Source organism: Knoellia sp. 3-2P3, assembly GCF_029223115.1.
Lineage (GTDB): Bacteria > Actinomycetota > Actinomycetes > Actinomycetales > Dermatophilaceae > Pedococcus_A.
Window position 1 is genome coordinate 61,485 of record NZ_JARGZE010000005.1, and the last position, 14,570, is coordinate 76,054.

Below are 14,570 nucleotides of genomic sequence, written 5' to 3' on the forward strand. Positions count from 1 at the left end.
TCCCCGACGGGGTTACGGCACGGCATACCTGTGCGGTCACCGCGACCGCAGGCGCTCGCGCACCCAGGCCGGGCGCGGGTTCACCGCCGCCGAGCCGTCGACGAAGACCGTGGGCACCGTCTCGTTGCCGCCACTCGCCGCGCGCACCCGGGCGGACGCCGCAGGGTCCGAGCTGACGTCGACCCACACCGCGCGGCTGCCCAGACGACCGAGGGCCAGGCGCAGGCGCAGGCAGTAGCTGCACCCGGGGCGCCAGTAGATGACCGGTGCGCCGGTCTCCTCGGCGAGGCGTCGCGCCTCGTGGTCGCCCGGTGACGCGGGGAAGAACCGCGGCGAGAGCACCCACGCGGCGACGAGCATGGCCGCCGACACGGCCAGGTCGGACACCGAGGGTGGCGCGGTCAGGACCGGCAGGAGCACGGCGACGGCCGCCACCCAGCCGGGGAGCCACCAGTGCCGCACGGTCGACGACCTCGTGCGGGGCGGTGGGGGAGGGGCGGGCATGCGGCAACGGTAGCCGCCGGCGGTGCGTCGCCGGCACCGCGGCCCGGCTCCGCGGGGTGTCAGACGCCCCAGGTGTGCCCGCGCAGGTGCAGCTGTGCGCTGATCGCCCGCAGCTGTGCCGTGTGCAGCTCGACGGACACCGCGCGGCCGTCGTGGTGCCGACGCTCGTCGCCGGTGAACACGCCGTAGACGTAGGGGTAGGACGGCGGGCCGACCGGCCTGAGCCGCAAGAGCACCGCGCCGTCGGCGAAGCCGGTGCGGAGGCCGATCGACCGCGCGGTCGGGTGCGCGCCTCGCGCCAGGGCCGTGTTCGCCTCACGGATCTGGCGCATCTCGGTGGTGTGGGTCGTCACGGCCATGCCGTGCTCGGTCATCGGTTCCCTCCTCGGGGTGGCGCCGGAGGGGCGGCCCTCGCCCTTCCACCCCCCAGCCTGTGCGAGGGGCCCACGGCCGGTCAGAGGCGTTGGTCCCCCCGTCCCCGTGTGGGCCGGTGCCCCGTCACCTTCAGCCACAGCGGGACCAACGGCTCTGGTGGGCAAAGGAATCGGACGCCCACCGTGGAAAGAGGGAGGTGTTGTCGATGTCAGCGCTGAGGTGGGCAGGGTTCGCGGTGATGGCTACGTTCGGCGGCTTCACGTCGCTGATGCTCGTGGGTTACACGGTCACCGATGTGGGTGGTTGGAAGGCGATCGGCCTGATCGCCGCGGTGGGGGTGCCCCTCGGGTTGCTCTGTCTGCTGGCGTGGCTGCGCCCCTCGGTGGCCGTGCCCGTCCTCGCCGTGGTCAGCCTGGCGCCCATCGCCTTCGGCGTCCTGCAGCTGCTCGACTACCGGCGCTGGTCCGACTGGGAGGACCAGAACGGCCCGGTAGGGCTGGTGCTCGTGCTGCTCGTGGGGGTGGCGCTCGCGGTGCTGGGCCTCTCGCGTCCGGCCGAGGCCGGGGCACTGCTGCTCGCCATCGTCGTCGTGCCCCTGGTGCTGAGCATGGTCGGCGCAGGGGACCAGTGGGCCCGACCGCTGTCCATCGCGCTCGTCCTCGTTCCTGCGGTGGTCTCCGGGGTGCTGTTCCTGCTGGCCGCTCTCACAGGCTCCGCTGAGCAGTCCTCCTCTCGCGCAAGCCGGTTCGCGCACTAGGGGGTCGTGATGGGAAAGGTTGCAGCACGGTTGGACGGGCAGGGGCGCAGTTCCCTGGCGCGCTGGGCAGCCGACTGCGCCGAGCACGTGCTGCCCGTCTTCGAGCGGGCCTGCCCCGGGGACGACCGACCGCGCAGGGCAGTGCGGGCTGCACGCGCCTGGGCGGCGGGAGAGATCAGGACGGGCGAGGCCGCCGCGGCTGCCCTCGCGGCGCACGCCGCGGCCCGGCGGGCGGAAGGTCCCGCTGCCCGCGCCGCGGCACGGGCGGCCGGGCATGCGGCGGCGACGGCACACGCCACGCGTCACGCGTCGCACGCCGCGACGTACGCAGCGACCGCGGCCAGCCTGGCGGGAGTGGCGGACCCGGCTGCTTCGGCGGCGGAGCGACGGTGGCAGCACGCGCGCGTACCCCGGGGCCTGGAGCGGGTGGCCTTCCCCGCCTGACGAGGGGCGGCGACGGCGCACCTACGACGCCTGTACGAGGTCCCTACGCCAAATGGCTGAATTTGCTCCGAGATTGCGGATGAATGGGGCCAATCGGGCGGATTGCCTCTGGCAGTGACTAGTTCGTTCGAACTAGTCTCTGGCGCCAAGCCTCGACGCCACTCCCGGCCCACCAGGCAGACGGCAGGGCGCCGAGGACTCGCCCCCAGAGGGCTTCACAGTCCCCACCATCAGGTGGGGCGGTCCGCGCGGACGCCGAACCCCACCACTCGCGCGGGCGACAAGCCAGCAGCACCCTGACCGTGGTGGGGGCGGAGAACCCAGGCAGTGCGGGGCCCCGGCCGTCGAGGTCGTGAGGTCCCTTGGGGTGAAGCCGCATTGCGGCCGGGCCATCTTTCGGCGCCCGAACCCGACAGGTCACTCTTCGCAGGCGGATCCGAAAGATTGGCCGCCCCATGCTCACATCCACCCTGCGCATCCCCCTGCCCGCCCGCGCGGCATCCCTCCTCATGGCCCTGTTCCTCGCAGCCGGCCTGCTCGTCGCCCCCTCGTCCACCCAACGGGCGGAGGCCGCCGTCCCCGCCTCGGTCAGCTACCAGGCAGTGCGAGTCGCCGCTTCCCTCAGCGGAATTCGCTACACCTGGGGTGGGGCAAGCCCCAGCACCGGCTTCGACTGCTCCGGACTGACGATGTACGTCTACGGCAAGGTCGGCAGGCGCCTGCCTCGCACCGCCCAGCAGCAGTACGACGCCACGATCAAGATCCCGCGCACGAGTGCCCGCCCCGGCGACCTCGTGTTCTTCGGCGGGTCCCGCAGCATCTACCACGTCGGGATCTACGCCGGCAGCGGCTACATCTGGCACTCGCCGCGACCCGGCAAGGTCGTCTCGAAGGTCAGGCTCTGGACGTCGGCCGTCACGTTCGCCCGGGTCCGCTGACGTCGCCGGGTCCGCTGATCGGATCGCCGGCCCGAGCACGCCTCAACACGCCTAGTGTGGGTGTGGAGGCAGCAGGCAGCAGGCAGCAGGCAGCAGGCAGCAGGCAGCAGGCAGCAGGCAGCAGGCAGTGGCGATCGGAGCAGTGGTGGCGAAGGCGGACCGTGAAGGTCTCTCGATCCGGTACCGGATCATCTACCGGATCAAGCACCTCGGCTACCAGATCTACGGCCCGGCGCAGCTCGACGAGCACAACGACCCGGTGCGGCGCCTCGAGCAGGAGCGGGCCGACAAGGTCGCGGTAGCCCGCCGTGCCCGGCTCGACCGGGAGCGACGGGCGCGGGAGAAGCGCGGCTCCTGACGGCGGGCCACCGCCGTCAGGAGCGCGCCGCCATCCCGGCCTGGGCTGCCCGGAGCACGACGACCTCGAGCGAGGCGGAGCGGCCGCGGAGCTCCACCCTGCGGCGCTCGAGGCCCTCGATGTTGGTGCCGGAGGCCTCGGCGGCGGCCACGCTGACGATGACCTCTCCGGCACAGGCCAGTGACGCCAGCCGGGCGGTGGTGTTGACGGGGTCGCCGAGCGCCGTGAAGTCGTGGACCATTCCCTCCGGGCCGGTGGACCCCACGAACGCGTCGCCGGTGTGAACGGCAGTGCCGGCGGGGATCGGCCCCATGGGTGAGGCGTTGGGGCGGCTGGTCCGGTCGGCCAGCTCCGTCGCGGCGGCGATCGCGGCACCTGCGTGGTTCGGCCCGCTGATCCCGCCGAAGAACAGGCCGATGACCTCGTCACCGACGATCTTGTCGACGAGGCCGTCGTTGTGCACGATCGCGTCGGTGGCCAGGCGGTAGAAGCGGTCGAGGAAGTCCTTGAACTCGCTGGGGCGCATCCGCTCGCCGAGCGCCGTGGAGCCGCGGACGTCGGAGAAGAGCAGCGTCACCGGGATCTCGACCCCCGTCAGGCCCTGGTCTCGCAGCACCTTCTGGCACTTCACGCACATCGAGGGGTTGCCGGGGGAGCGGCCGAAGCCGGCGGCCTTGAACATGACGCCGCCGACGCCCCCGAACGGTGCGAGGCACAGCTTGCAGCGCGGGTTGGCGGGGATCCGCATGAACCGGCGGCGCTCCCGGGCGAACTCGGGACTCTCGCCGCGCATGAACGCGCGGACCTCGTCTGGTGTCCACTGGTGGCCCTTGTCGGCCATGCCATCGAATGTACGCCGGCAGGGTCCGGCCCGGCAGGCCCTTGCCGGGTTCGGTCGGGCCGCTCGCTCCCCTCCCGGTCGAGGGTGTCGGCGTTACTGGTCTCGGCCGTTGGGCGACTGGGCCGTCGCGGGGCCAGATGACCAGGACTCCCAGAGCAGCAGGAAGCCCACGGGGACCAGCAGCAGCCCGAGGACCGCCGCCCCCGGGCCGACCTCCTCCACCCCCGTGAGGAGGAGGAACCCGAGCACCACGGCGACGGCGCCCACGCCTGCGACGTCCCCCCTGCGCATGCGGTCGATGGTGTCATCTGGCGAGGTGGCGCGGTTCCGAATGGCCGAACACGCCTCGGCCAGCTTCACTTTGCGGCCACAATGCTCGCCTCGGGCCTGGTGGAGGAGATGGCGTGACTGGTCAGCTGAGGAAGGCGCTCGGGGTGGCAAGCGACCCGCCGCCGCCCCCGGGGACGTCGCGTTCGGTGGTGGTGTCCATCGTTGCGGGCGTCGTGTCGTCGAGCGTCGTGCTGGTCGCGCTGTCCGGGAGCGGACAGTGGTCGGCGACGCAGTGGTGGCGGGAGCTGGACGACTGGGCTCCGTTCGGCCGGGCGGTGGTGGTCGGGGTGGCCGCCTCGTGGGCTGGACTGGCGCTCTACGCGTGCGGTGTGGCGCTCGGTATGGCCTACTCCGGGCGGGCAGTGGGACAGTCGGGGCCGCCGCGCGCAAGCTTTATGGCTGTGGGGGCTGGAGCACTGACGGTGTTCGTGGGCCTCGTGCTCTTCGTGGGAGTGATCCCGGGGCTGGAACAGGCCCCATGAGTCCCGGCCCTACGGTGGGTGCATGTTCCTGGAGAACCTCGTCATGGATGCCGTCGACCCGCAGCGGCTGGGCCGGTTCTGGGAGGCGGTGGTCGGCGGCGAGCGGCTGACCGACGAGCCGGATGGCTTCGAGACGCGGCTCACCATCGAGGGCGGACCGGTGCTCGACCTGTGCTTCCAGCGCGTCCCCGAGCGGCCATCCGAGCCGCTGAGACTCCACCTGGACCTCTTGGGCGGGGCCCGCCAGTCCGAGGTGGTCCAGCGGCTGCTCGGGCTGGGCGCACGACACCTCGACATCGGTCAGCGCGATGTCCCCTGGGTGGTTCTCGCCGACCCTGAGGGCAACCCCTGCTGCGTCATGGAGGATCGAGCGGCGTATGCCGACACCGGACCCATTGCGGCGCTCCCGCTCGACTGTGCCGAGCCGGACAGGGACGCGGAGTTCTGGTCCTGGCTGACCGGCTGGACCGACGCGGTCGGCGTCGCACCCCGGTCCCTGCGCCACCCGTCGCTGCGCGGTCCCCTTCTGGAGCTGTGCCCCGAGCCAGCGCCCAAGGGGGAGACCAAGAACCGGCTGCACCTCGACATCCGGCTTGAGACCGGAGATGACCCCGACGCCGTCGCGGCAGGCATCGCCGAGCGCGGCGGCCGCGAGCTCCACCCGGAATGGGGCGAGCTGCCATGGCGGCTCTACGCGGACCCGTCCGGCAACGAGTTCTGCGTGCTGCCAGCGCGGTCGTGAGGATCAGCCCTGGCGCCCAAGGACCACGCCGAGCTCCCTCAGCGTCGTAGGGGTCGGCGGCGGGGCAGGGCGCTGTTTCAGGAACAGCCTGCCGCGGGGGACCGGCCTCCTCTACCTTCGAGAAGCCGGGTTGTGTTGGTCCAGCAGAAGGGCAGAGCAATGGCAGGGAAGTTCGAGCTCTACAAGGACTCCGGGGGCAAGTTCCGCTTTCGACTCAAGGCGAGCAATGGCCAGGTGATCGCGGTCGGCGAGGCCTATGAGACCAAGGCTGCTGCGATGGGCGGAATCGAGTCGGTGAAGAAGAACGCCGGCACCGCGACGGTGGACGACCAGACGGACTGACACACTCCGCTGGGTCGCACGTGAGCAGTGGGGGAACTGCACGCGGCGCGCTGTCTCGGAGCCTGAGGGTACCTTTCGCGGACACCTAGCCGGAGTGTTGACCGCTGCTCGGTGGCGCCACCACATCATCCGCTGTCCCTCGACGACTCCGACCAGGAATACGGAGGTCACGCCGCAAGAGCTCACTGATCACAAGCCCCGCGAGAAAGGCAGCCAGCCACGATCCCCAGCCGCGGTTCAGCATCGGGAGGACGAGGACGAGAGCCACACCGAACGCCATCAGCCATCGCCGCGACGGAACGGACAAGGCTGGTGGGTGGCTGTCACTCCTGGCCGGCATGCGGGCATCGTAGGTCCTGGCCAGCCGTGTCGAGATGGCTTCGTTCCCGGCAGGGTCCGTCGGCGGGGGCACCTTTCACTCGCTCCAGTACGAGGCTGGCGCGACCCCGACACATTGCACGCCGAGGTTCCCATCCTCGGTGTCGTACATTTCAGGTCGGCTCGACTTCGTCCGTGAGGCGAGAGGTGAGCTGGATGTCGTCCAGGAAGACCTCGTTGCGACCTTGTCCGTGGAAGACCTCGACGAGCTTCACGGTGCCGCTGTCGCCTCGACGGCGGCGCGAGTGTCTCCGATGTGGACGCCGGAGATGCCGACGCTCGGGGTGATCTGCATCTGCATGGGCGTCAGTACCAGCGGCGGACCGGTCTCGCGCCCGACTCTGAGGTGACTGGCTGAGTTCGAGCGTGCTTCCATTCAAGGACTCGTCGAGCCCTCACGCCTGCCACGCACATCACCCAACCACGAGCCAAGGTTGATGGCCGCGACGATGAGGGTCAGGACAGCCAGCCAGCTGAAGCCGTCCCGATGCAGGAACGCCGTGGCGAGGGCGATCCAGCCGGCCGACAGCGCAACCTCCATGGCGGCTCGGCGCCGACTGGGCCGCCATGACCCGACAGGTGGGCTCGCCGCCTCCTGCAGTGGCTTCATCGGCTCCATGCCGACATTGTGCTCAGCCCGCCGTCCGAATGCCGGCGATCTCGCGGTTGTGGCTGGGACAACAGGAAGCCCCCAGCCCGAAGTCGGAGCAGGGGAGCCCGGCCGGGGTGGCCCGGTCAAGGCTGGCCACCCTTGAGTACATGGGGTTGGGGCTCAGGACAGCGTCGCAAGCCGGGGCGCGACTTGGCTGAGGATCTGCTCGGTGAACTCGACCGGGTGACGGTCGGGGAGCACCTGGATCTCGGCAACCCCGAGTCTGGCGTAGGCCTCGGCCTCGGCCGGGAAGCCGTCGAGGTCCTTCAGCAGGGGTCGGCTGAACATGACGGTCTTGCGGATGGTGGCGAAGTCCGTGCCCTCGGTGTCGCAGTGTCCGCGCAGGACCTGCAGCTTGCGGCCCACCTCGTCGACACTGCGGGCGAAGACGTTGCAGGCGTCGCCGTATCGGGCCACCAGCAGGAGTGTCTTCTTCTCCCCGCCTCCGCCGATCATGACCATGGGGCGTCGCGAGCCGAGGGGTGCCGGCACGCAGATGGTCTCCTCGAGCTGGTAGTGCTTGCCCCTGTACGGCCCGTTGTCCTCGCCCCACATTTGCAGGCAGATCTGGACCGTCTCCTCCAGGCGTTCGAATCGCTCGCTAACCGGGACGACTGGATTGGCGGCCGACCTTCGGGAAATGTGGTGGTGCCCCCGGCAGGATTCGAACCTGCGACACCCGCTTTAGGAGTCCGGCCCTAGCGTCGCGGTCTTCGAGAAACCGTTGCGCGACAACCGGTTTGACGCTCCTCTATACGAGGGTGTTGCGGCTCGTTTCGAACCTACGGGTACCTCTCAGGCACCTTCTAGGGCCGAGGCCGAAGGCTTGGCTAGAGCCCGGCCATTTGAGCCGCCCCATAAGCCTGAGAAATGATGAAGACAGCGAGGGCCGCGCCCAGAATGCCGGTCAGGATGACCACTTGGGCGGACACGCCGCCGCCGGGGTTGTGGCGCCCGCAGGAGGGGCAAGTAGCAGCCTTCTTCGACACCTGGTGGCCGCAGGACTTGCAGGGCCGAAGCTTCTCGCTCATGGCGCAGATCGTAGAAAGAACCTCGCCGCCGAGCAGGCGCTTCTGCGGCGACTGGCCAAACGGACGACCAGAGCTAGGCGCCGACCCCATGGCGGAGAGTGGAGCGCAGGGTCGGCGGCGTCGTCAGGCACCCGACTCGTCCTCGAGGGCCTGGGCCAGGTGTAGGAGCTCGATGGTGGTCTCTGCGCTCCTAAGTCGCTCCTCGAGCAGTGCCCGCAGCGCATCCTCGACCTGCCGGCGATCAACGTCTTCCAAGGACGGCTTGAGGGTGGCGGCTATCCCGGCTATCGCTTTGATGCCTCGATACGCGCGGAGTTGGGTGTTCGATACTGCAACTGACCGGAACGGGCCCGCCGTGGCGCCGAGTGCTACGCGTCGAAGCGCGTCGGCTGGGGCGGTCTTGTCTGCAGACAGCGCGGCCCAGGTCGCAGCTCGACTTGATAGCTCAATGGGCTCCACTCCTAGGGCGGTTGCAAGCCCGCGCAAGGTCTTGGCCGATGGCGCCTTCGCGCCCTGCTCAACCTTCGCGACCATGTCGACGCCTACGCCGGCTGTCTTGGCCAGCTCAGGCCTAGTCATGCCACTCGCCTCACGGAGAGAACGGATGACATCGCCTAGGGTCTTACGCTCAGAGGCCTCCATGGGTGCCAGTATAGGCCTTACTCAGGGCGTGCCTCGCTTGCCCTGCGGCAGGAATAGGGCCTATGCTGGTACTCAACGGGCACCGAAGAAGCCCGAGGATGAAGGGGACGGTCATGGGGCAAGTTGTAATCAACATCGTGAAGCACCCGGTCGTGGTCGGGCTGGGCAAAGTGGCTGCGCAGGCGGTGGCCGCAGAGGTCGCACGGAGGCTGGCGGAACGCAAGGCCGTCTGAGACACGTGTGCGAGTCAAAGGAGCGCTCCCTGGTTGGGGCGCTCCTTTGCTGTACCTGGACGCGCGGGGTGCGATGGGGGTGCGCGTAGGGCGCGAAGCGCCCGGAGCGCGGGGGTCCCCATCGCGGGGCCCCGCGCGATCCGCGGCGAAGCCGCGCTTGAGCCAGTAAGGAAAGTGCTCACGATGTGTCGACAGCTTGGGCAGTAGTTCCACCGGTGGCGCTGTCTCTAACGTGGACTGCCCAAGCGTCGCTCATTAGGTTTGCTGGATTCGGAGCGCAGCACGTGCATGTCGGAGCACAGTGGCAGACTTCGGACATGCGCCCCGCTCTTGCCATCCAGAAGTTGCAGGAATTAAAGGATGAGGCTTCTAACCCGTCAGGTATGTACGCCGATGACTTCGGTGAAGGTTGGAAGAGCCGCGTGAGGGGCGTCGTTGCGCGCTCTCTGGGCGCCGGTCACCACCTGGTGAAGAAACTGGATGACAACTCCTACAGTCTGGGCTTCTTCAGCAGCAGCACCCCCGACAGTGCCTTCCGAGACGCGTTCACGTCGGGAGTGAGACGGGCCTGCGCGTACATCGATGCGGCGGTCTACGAGCTCGAACTCATGCAAGGGGAGGACGATCCTGTAGACGAGCGTGCGTTCGATGCGGAGTTGTGGGATCACGTGCGAGGTCTTGTCGAGACCGACGACTGGGACAAGATCCCAAGCACCGTTTGTACGTTCGTCGAGGACAAAGTCCGGACGTGGGCTGACATGGGGACTGACACTTACGGGAAAGGGCTCTACGGAGCCGCCATGGGGGATGCAGGAGAACTGAGAATGGGGAAGGGGAAAGGAGAATGGGAGGGCTGGCGGGCGCTGGGCATCGGATATGCCCAAGCCATAGGGAACGTCGATCGGCATCGCCTGCAACGCCGAAGTGATGCCCGCCGCTACGCAATTGGGGTGTTGGGCTTGGGGTCCCTCTTGCTGACGCAGTTGAGATACGAGCACCAGGACCTCATCGAGGAGCGAGAGGCGAGGACCTAAGGGGCACTTGATTCGACCTATAGATCGGGCTTGGAGTAGCCGTCCAGCGGTCTGGAGCGTCAGGCCGAACTAGGTCAAGGCAAGGGTTGCCTGCTTGCGGTCCTGCGATGAAGGGCCAACTTCGCTGGAGGAACCGACTGAGTCGTGGTTGTCGCCCTTGCCTGCGCGGGGATTGACGGGACGGTACTGTCTGGCGGTAGTGCTCGGGTGTTGGAGCCACGGCATATGCATGGACGGGATGTGTGGATGGTGGAGACACCGCTGAATGCGACTGCCACTTCTGTGGGAAACCTCGTGTCGAACTCGAGGTTCGTCGTACCGCCGTATCAGCGTGAGTACGCCTGGGGCATAGAAGAAGTGCGGGAGTTCTGGGAAGACATCCGAGGCGGCCTCGACGCCGGTTCCTACTTCTTAGGTCTTGTCATCCTCACCGATGAGGAATCAAGAAAGCATGTCGTGGACGGCCAACAGCGCCTTCTCACTATTACGCTGCTGGCTAACGCTCTGTATCACGAGGCGCTTAGAGCCGGTCGAAATGCCCTTGCCGATCGCCTGAAGTCTGACTTTCTAGCAGCTATCGATTATGACACTGACGACAGCCGGCCCCGCGTGACCCTGACAGACAAGCGGGACAATGCCACATTGCAGAGTCTGATTGCCACTGGGAAAACGCCGGCTGCTTCGGAAGTGCCGGACTCCGAGGGTATAGCGGATAAGTTGGTCGACGCATACGGTGCCATCTCGACGTTGCTAGGGGCGGATCTCGCGAGCGACCCCTTCAAGCGGCTGGGGATATGGGCTGAGTTCTTGACGAACAGAGTGTACCTGGCGGTGTTCGTTCACCCCGACGCCGCAGCTGCCTATCGGGTGTTCGAGGTCATCAATACGCGTGGTAAGGATCTAACCACCGCCGACCTACTGAAGAACTACATCATCAGCCAGACTGCTCCTGCACACCGAGATGATCGTTATCACTCATGGCAAAGAATAGCTCGTCCTCTCAGCCAGGCCGGGCCCAGCGCACTTGTCCAATACATCCGACATGTAGTCACTTTGCGCGCTGGACACGTGTTGCCTCGTGAACTGTTTGACTACTTGGCTGAGCGGAAGGTCAGCTCGAAGGACCGTCGGGGTCGGCCGCCGGGCGTCGAGGCCCTAATGGCCTCGTTGGGGGAATATTTGCCGCTCTACATGCAGATGATCGATCCGACCATTGACGGGCCGGCCGAAGCAGAGTGGCTCAAGGTATTTGAAGCTCTTAATGACCTGGGTGTTATAGCCGTTCGGCCACTCCTGCTGGCAACTGCCAAGACGACGAATCCAGACGAGGGGATGAGGGAGGTTCTTCGTTTGGTCGTGCGCCGTATCGTCGTCGGAAACCTAGGCACTGGCAACGTAGAACGGCGCCTCGGCGATGCCGCCCGGCGTGTCTTCACTGACGGTCGGTGGGAAGAAGCCCTTGCCGACCTGGGTGACCTCAACCCCAACCGCGAAGAGTTCATCGAGCGCCTCTCAAAGAGGTCATACAACAAGGGGACGTTGACCTTTATTCGTCGTTCACAGATACAAGGCACCGTCACGCCGGAGTCTGAAGGGACGTTGCATCTTATTCGCCCTCGCCAAGCCGGCGAATGGGAGGCTTTCCCGAGTGACGAGTTCGCTTACTGGGGATCCACCGTCGGTAACACGGTGTTGGCGAAGCCGGAGCGAAGGCCTAAGGGGGCTAGTACCTGGGCCGGCTTTGCGCAGAACTTGCTTCCTGAGGTGGTCGAGGGTGAGGACTTTGAGGAGTTGAGTGGGCTCACAGATTGGGATCCCACTGCTCTGGAGGTGCGCGGACAGCAGATCGCCGAACGCGCAGCAGATGTGTGGTTCGGGTGAGGACGACAGGTGCCAACTGAGGAGCTCAAGAAGGTTCGCGAAGTCCTCGGTCGTGAGGTACCCATTGATTCCTTAACGTCCCTCAAGCAGGCATTGAGTGCGCGGTCGACGCTTAGCAGTGAAGAGTTCGATGCCGCGGTGATCGCGTTGGACGCAAACGTATTGCTAAACATCGCCAAGGGACGCAAGGCCCCTGAGATTATCGACTACCTGGGCCAAAGGCACGCGGGGCCGATCATCTTGCCGTCGCAAGTTGTGCAAGAGTTTTGGAACAATCAGATGAGCGCGGTCCAAGGAGTTGCTGATCGCGTCCGGCAGGCGTTCGATTCTCTCTCGAAAGTCGTGCGAGAGATCGATCCTGCCTTCGCGGCGAGCCTTCAGTCCAAGGCTGAGGTGATTGTCCAAGAGTTCGTCGACGAGTTTGGGCACGTCCTCGACGAGAGGACGGCTGGTGATGTGTCTGCGCTTATTGACATGCTCGTGAACCGCGCCATATGCGCGCAGGTCCCGCGGTCTGATTTTAGAGATCTGGCTCGCCAGCGAAAGAGCACCAAGACGCCGCCAGGGTTCAAGGATGATGGAGACGGCGATTTCTTTGTGTGGGCCGATCTCTTATTGGGAATCGCGGAGGCGCGGGTATCCGGCTCCCAATTCCAGCACGTAATTCTGATTACTGAAGATGTGAAGAAGGACTGGAGCACCAAGGGCACAACCCACCCAATTCTTGTGGCCGAGGTGCAGGCGCTTGTTGGAGCGGGATTCCACACATGGAATCTGAATGCCTTGGAACGGAGTGTCGCCGAGCGATTGGGGAGCTAGCGGCACATGTTGTGAGGGGCGGACGCAATCCAGCCTTCCGTACTGGTTCCCAAGGCCGCAGCGTGGCCAGCACGCGCATCAGTTGCACTCGATCGTCATCGGCCGGGGCGAGTGTTGTTAGAACTAGATGACCTCTCGACAACCAGCACGGCGAGGTCGTCAGAAGGCTTGCTGCGCGGCCAGCGCCGCCCGTCAGGGTCGTGACTTTCAGCGCTTCTTACACGGTCGATGAATGCCTGCTGGTTGTGCATGACCATTTCTGCCAAAGTCCGCCAATTTCTGCAGACCTCGTACCGAGTGATCGCCGCCGCCGCGCCGTCACTGGCCAAAACAACCATGTCGAGCTCGCGTGAATCCGTCAACGTTAAGGCTTTAGAAGCGGCCGCTGGGTCGTCAGCTGCGATCCAGTAGCCGCCGTCGACATTGCGGCAGGCCCGTTCTGCTTGTCGTAGGCGTGCAAGGGTCTCCTCATGAGCGGTCCCGTAGCCTGCGCCCGCTTGGAGAGCTCTCTTGTAGCGTGATCGGTCCTCTTGGTCGACCTGCCCGAGCCTGCTGTCCTGCAGAACGCGTTCGGAGACTGGGAAAACGAGTGCTACGGCGACGTCTCCGAGACAGGCGACCTGGATCCCCTCTTCTGTCCATCGTGCGATGCCTACGGCGGCGGATGGAGCGCTTGGCTGTGGAAGCCCCAGGGTCTTGATAGCAGTCTTGATGCCACGCGCTAGGGCATCACTGGGTTCGCGCCTCGGGTCGCTCTGCACGGCGGCAAGCAGTCCCGCTCGTAGTGCGTCCGCGTAGTCACCTCCTGTGGGTCCCTGCGTCGCACTGGAGGAGGCGCCGTCAATGACGGCCGCCCAAGCCGTGCCATCCCGGGTCTGGTGAAATAGCCAGCGGTCCTCGCCCGGCCCGTCTCCAGCTGGGGCCTCGGCCACGGCAAACTCCCAGTTACTCATGGGGGCGAGGTTGCACGACTGTCTCGGTTCTGGTGATCCTCGGTCCGTCGTGCTCGCCAGCGATAACGGCGGTGAAGTCGCGGTCTCGCATCGTTCGCCAGACGTCGGCGGCGTTCTGATCCAGCCACTCGACCGCCGCCAGGGAGCCGATGGCGTGGATGCCAGCGATGTGTATCCGGACGCGGCCCTGGCTGTCGGTCACCTTCGACAGGTATGCAAGGTCAGTCGCGTCTCCCTCGGACATCGGGGAGGGCAGGTCGCGTTTCTCAGATCGGATGCGTATGTGCCACAGGCCTTTCCGCTGGACGAACGTGGCGACCGGGTCATCGTCAAGCCACTTCTGGACGACGGGCGAGCTCTTGGGTCCACAGATGACGACCGCGTCGCTTGCTGGTTGCCAGTCCGCGCTATCTGCTGGCACGTGGCGAAGGAACGCAGAGAACTGCAATCGGTCCAAAAGCTCGCGTACTCGCTCGCCGGCGTCCTGGTCCTCGGAGGCTACGACGGGCAGGTGCCGGCCTTCTAGCTTTCGCTCGGGAATCCAGATTTCGACAGGGCCCACGCCAAAGAGTGCCCGTTCCGCGCTTGGGGCTGACTTCCGTATCTGAGCGATGCGACCTTTGGAGAGGCCGAGCTCCTCAGCGAGAGTGGCATAGCTGACGGCCCCCTCCTTCAGCGCCTCGTCGATCGCTTCCCGTCTCAGGCGAGCAAGCTCGACGCCGCGCTGTTGGTACAGGCTGATGAGGCGTCCGGCCATGCGAGCACGTTCCGCAGGGTCACTCTCCCGGCGGACGGCTTCGAACTGAGCGTCGGACACGCCCGCAGTTTAGGGGG

At 66.6% G+C, this 14,570-nt stretch carries 20 protein-coding genes and 1 riboswitch; of the genes, 10 read left to right on the forward strand and 10 right to left on the reverse strand.

The window, feature by feature from the left end:
- Positions 1-36 precede the first annotated feature (36 nt).
- Together P0Y31_RS14690 and P0Y31_RS14695 are read right to left on the reverse strand one after the other, a co-directional pair.
- A complete protein-coding gene (locus P0Y31_RS14690; protein WP_275870668.1) occupies positions 37-504 on the reverse strand; it encodes a glutaredoxin domain-containing protein in 468 nt (155 codons plus the stop codon).
- Between the two features lie 59 nt (positions 505-563).
- Positions 564-878, reverse strand: coding sequence for a hypothetical protein (locus tag P0Y31_RS14695; RefSeq protein ID WP_275870670.1), 315 nt, complete (start codon positions 876-878; stop codon positions 564-566).
- Positions 879-1,117: 239 nt separating this feature from the next.
- Here P0Y31_RS14695 and P0Y31_RS14700 point away from each other — a divergent pair, with 239 nt between their 5' ends.
- From P0Y31_RS14700 to P0Y31_RS14715, 4 genes are all read left to right on the forward strand, one after another.
- Complete coding sequence (locus P0Y31_RS14700; protein ID WP_275870672.1) at positions 1,118-1,636, forward strand: hypothetical protein; 519 nt, start codon at positions 1,118-1,120, stop codon at positions 1,634-1,636.
- 9 nt (positions 1,637-1,645) lie between these two features.
- Positions 1,646-2,080, forward strand: a complete 435-nt coding sequence (locus tag P0Y31_RS14705) for a putative immunity protein (protein WP_275870674.1) — start codon at positions 1,646-1,648, stop codon at positions 2,078-2,080.
- Positions 2,081-2,362: 282 nt separating this feature from the next.
- Positions 2,363-2,528: riboswitch (cyclic di-AMP (ydaO/yuaA leader) on the forward strand.
- Positions 2,529-2,535: 7 nt separating this feature from the next.
- On the forward strand, positions 2,536-3,018 hold the full coding sequence (locus P0Y31_RS14710) for a C40 family peptidase (protein WP_275870676.1): 483 nt from the start codon (positions 2,536-2,538) through the stop codon (positions 3,016-3,018).
- A 127-nt stretch (positions 3,019-3,145) separates the two neighbouring features.
- The gene (locus P0Y31_RS14715) at positions 3,146-3,376 is read left to right on the forward strand and encodes a hypothetical protein (protein ID WP_275870678.1); all 231 of its coding nucleotides are present in this window, start codon (positions 3,146-3,148) and stop codon (positions 3,374-3,376) included.
- Between the two features lie 16 nt (positions 3,377-3,392).
- On the opposite strand, the gene P0Y31_RS14720 is transcribed toward P0Y31_RS14715, so the two are convergent.
- Positions 3,393-4,217, reverse strand: coding sequence for an adenylate/guanylate cyclase domain-containing protein (locus tag P0Y31_RS14720; protein WP_275870680.1), 825 nt, complete (start codon positions 4,215-4,217; stop codon positions 3,393-3,395).
- Positions 4,218-4,310: 93 nt separating this feature from the next.
- On the reverse strand, positions 4,311-4,508 hold the full coding sequence (locus P0Y31_RS14725; RefSeq protein ID WP_275870682.1) for a hypothetical protein: 198 nt from the start codon (positions 4,506-4,508) through the stop codon (positions 4,311-4,313).
- Between the two features lie 113 nt (positions 4,509-4,621).
- Here P0Y31_RS14725 and P0Y31_RS14730 point away from each other — a divergent pair, with 113 nt between their 5' ends.
- The 3 genes from P0Y31_RS14730 (at position 4,622) to P0Y31_RS14740 (ending at position 6,113) form a co-directional block, all read left to right on the forward strand.
- Positions 4,622-5,029: a hypothetical protein gene (locus P0Y31_RS14730; protein ID WP_275870684.1), complete on the forward strand. Its 408-nt coding sequence runs from the start codon at positions 4,622-4,624 to the stop codon at positions 5,027-5,029.
- Between the two features lie 22 nt (positions 5,030-5,051).
- Positions 5,052-5,771: a VOC family protein gene (locus P0Y31_RS14735; RefSeq protein WP_275870686.1), complete on the forward strand. Its 720-nt coding sequence runs from the start codon at positions 5,052-5,054 to the stop codon at positions 5,769-5,771.
- 159 nt (positions 5,772-5,930) lie between these two features.
- A complete protein-coding gene (locus P0Y31_RS14740; RefSeq protein WP_275870688.1) occupies positions 5,931-6,113 on the forward strand; it encodes a YegP family protein in 183 nt (60 codons plus the stop codon).
- A gap of 754 nt (positions 6,114-6,867) precedes the next feature.
- On the opposite strand, the gene P0Y31_RS14745 is transcribed toward P0Y31_RS14740, so the two are convergent.
- The 4 genes from P0Y31_RS14745 to P0Y31_RS14760 all read right to left on the reverse strand — a co-directional run bounded on the left by P0Y31_RS14745 (position 6,868) and on the right by P0Y31_RS14760 (position 8,816).
- Positions 6,868-7,110, reverse strand: a complete 243-nt coding sequence (locus P0Y31_RS14745; RefSeq protein WP_275870690.1) for a hypothetical protein — start codon at positions 7,108-7,110, stop codon at positions 6,868-6,870.
- Positions 7,111-7,263: 153 nt separating this feature from the next.
- Entirely contained in the window at positions 7,264-7,785 is a 522-nt protein-coding gene (locus P0Y31_RS14750) for an LLM class flavin-dependent oxidoreductase (protein ID WP_275871287.1), read from the reverse strand.
- A 188-nt stretch (positions 7,786-7,973) separates the two neighbouring features.
- Positions 7,974-8,174, reverse strand: coding sequence for a hypothetical protein (locus tag P0Y31_RS14755; RefSeq protein WP_275870692.1), 201 nt, complete (start codon positions 8,172-8,174; stop codon positions 7,974-7,976).
- Positions 8,175-8,297: 123 nt separating this feature from the next.
- Positions 8,298-8,816 carry a helix-turn-helix transcriptional regulator gene (locus tag P0Y31_RS14760; RefSeq protein WP_275870693.1) on the reverse strand — a complete coding sequence of 173 codons (519 nt, stop codon included), beginning with the start codon at positions 8,814-8,816 and terminating at the stop codon, positions 8,298-8,300.
- Between the two features lie 550 nt (positions 8,817-9,366).
- Here P0Y31_RS14760 and P0Y31_RS14765 point away from each other — a divergent pair.
- The 3 genes from P0Y31_RS14765 (at position 9,367) to P0Y31_RS14775 (ending at position 12,783) form a co-directional block, all read left to right on the forward strand.
- The gene (locus P0Y31_RS14765) at positions 9,367-10,083 is read left to right on the forward strand and encodes a TIGR02391 family protein (RefSeq protein ID WP_275870695.1); all 717 of its coding nucleotides are present in this window, start codon (positions 9,367-9,369) and stop codon (positions 10,081-10,083) included.
- A 246-nt stretch (positions 10,084-10,329) separates the two neighbouring features.
- Entirely contained in the window at positions 10,330-11,964 is a 1,635-nt protein-coding gene (locus tag P0Y31_RS14770) for a DUF262 domain-containing protein (RefSeq protein WP_275870696.1), read from the forward strand.
- 9 nt (positions 11,965-11,973) lie between these two features.
- Positions 11,974-12,783, forward strand: a complete 810-nt coding sequence (locus tag P0Y31_RS14775; protein WP_275870697.1) for a PIN-like domain-containing protein — start codon at positions 11,974-11,976, stop codon at positions 12,781-12,783.
- Between the two features lie 95 nt (positions 12,784-12,878).
- On the opposite strand, the gene P0Y31_RS14780 is transcribed toward P0Y31_RS14775, so the two are convergent.
- Both P0Y31_RS14780 and P0Y31_RS14785 read right to left on the reverse strand, forming a co-directional pair.
- Positions 12,879-13,736 carry a protein phosphatase 2C domain-containing protein gene (locus P0Y31_RS14780; RefSeq protein ID WP_275870698.1) on the reverse strand — a complete coding sequence of 286 codons (858 nt, stop codon included), beginning with the start codon at positions 13,734-13,736 and terminating at the stop codon, positions 12,879-12,881.
- Positions 13,729-14,553: a hypothetical protein gene (locus P0Y31_RS14785; protein WP_275870699.1), complete on the reverse strand. Its 825-nt coding sequence runs from the start codon at positions 14,551-14,553 to the stop codon at positions 13,729-13,731. Before P0Y31_RS14785 ends, P0Y31_RS14780 begins: the two co-directional genes overlap by 8 nt.
- Positions 14,554-14,570: the final 17 nt, after the last annotated feature.

Coding starts and splice junctions, on each gene's coding strand:
- P0Y31_RS14690 (WP_275870668.1), bottom strand. CDS start 504: ATGCCCGCCCCTCCCCCACCGCCCCGCACGAGGTCGTCGACCGTGCGG.
- P0Y31_RS14710 (WP_275870676.1), top strand. CDS start 2,536: ATGCTCACATCCACCCTGCGCATCCCCCTGCCCGCCCGCGCGGCATCC.
- P0Y31_RS14695 (WP_275870670.1), bottom strand. CDS start 878: ATGACCGAGCACGGCATGGCCGTGACGACCCACACCACCGAGATGCGC.
- P0Y31_RS14770 (WP_275870696.1), top strand. CDS start 10,330: ATGGTGGAGACACCGCTGAATGCGACTGCCACTTCTGTGGGAAACCTC.
- P0Y31_RS14760 (WP_275870693.1), bottom strand. CDS start 8,816: ATGGAGGCCTCTGAGCGTAAGACCCTAGGCGATGTCATCCGTTCTCTC.
- P0Y31_RS14780 (WP_275870698.1), bottom strand. CDS start 13,736: ATGAGTAACTGGGAGTTTGCCGTGGCCGAGGCCCCAGCTGGAGACGGG.
- P0Y31_RS14700 (WP_275870672.1), top strand. CDS start 1,118: ATGGCTACGTTCGGCGGCTTCACGTCGCTGATGCTCGTGGGTTACACG.
- P0Y31_RS14720 (WP_275870680.1), bottom strand. CDS start 4,217: ATGGCCGACAAGGGCCACCAGTGGACACCAGACGAGGTCCGCGCGTTC.
- P0Y31_RS14705 (WP_275870674.1), top strand. CDS start 1,646: ATGGGAAAGGTTGCAGCACGGTTGGACGGGCAGGGGCGCAGTTCCCTG.
- P0Y31_RS14755 (WP_275870692.1), bottom strand. CDS start 8,174: ATGAGCGAGAAGCTTCGGCCCTGCAAGTCCTGCGGCCACCAGGTGTCG.
- P0Y31_RS14740 (WP_275870688.1), top strand. CDS start 5,931: ATGGCAGGGAAGTTCGAGCTCTACAAGGACTCCGGGGGCAAGTTCCGC.
- P0Y31_RS14765 (WP_275870695.1), top strand. CDS start 9,367: ATGCGCCCCGCTCTTGCCATCCAGAAGTTGCAGGAATTAAAGGATGAG.
- P0Y31_RS14725 (WP_275870682.1), bottom strand. CDS start 4,508: ATGCGCAGGGGGGACGTCGCAGGCGTGGGCGCCGTCGCCGTGGTGCTC.
- P0Y31_RS14745 (WP_275870690.1), bottom strand. CDS start 7,110: ATGGAGCCGATGAAGCCACTGCAGGAGGCGGCGAGCCCACCTGTCGGG.
- P0Y31_RS14735 (WP_275870686.1), top strand. CDS start 5,052: ATGTTCCTGGAGAACCTCGTCATGGATGCCGTCGACCCGCAGCGGCTG.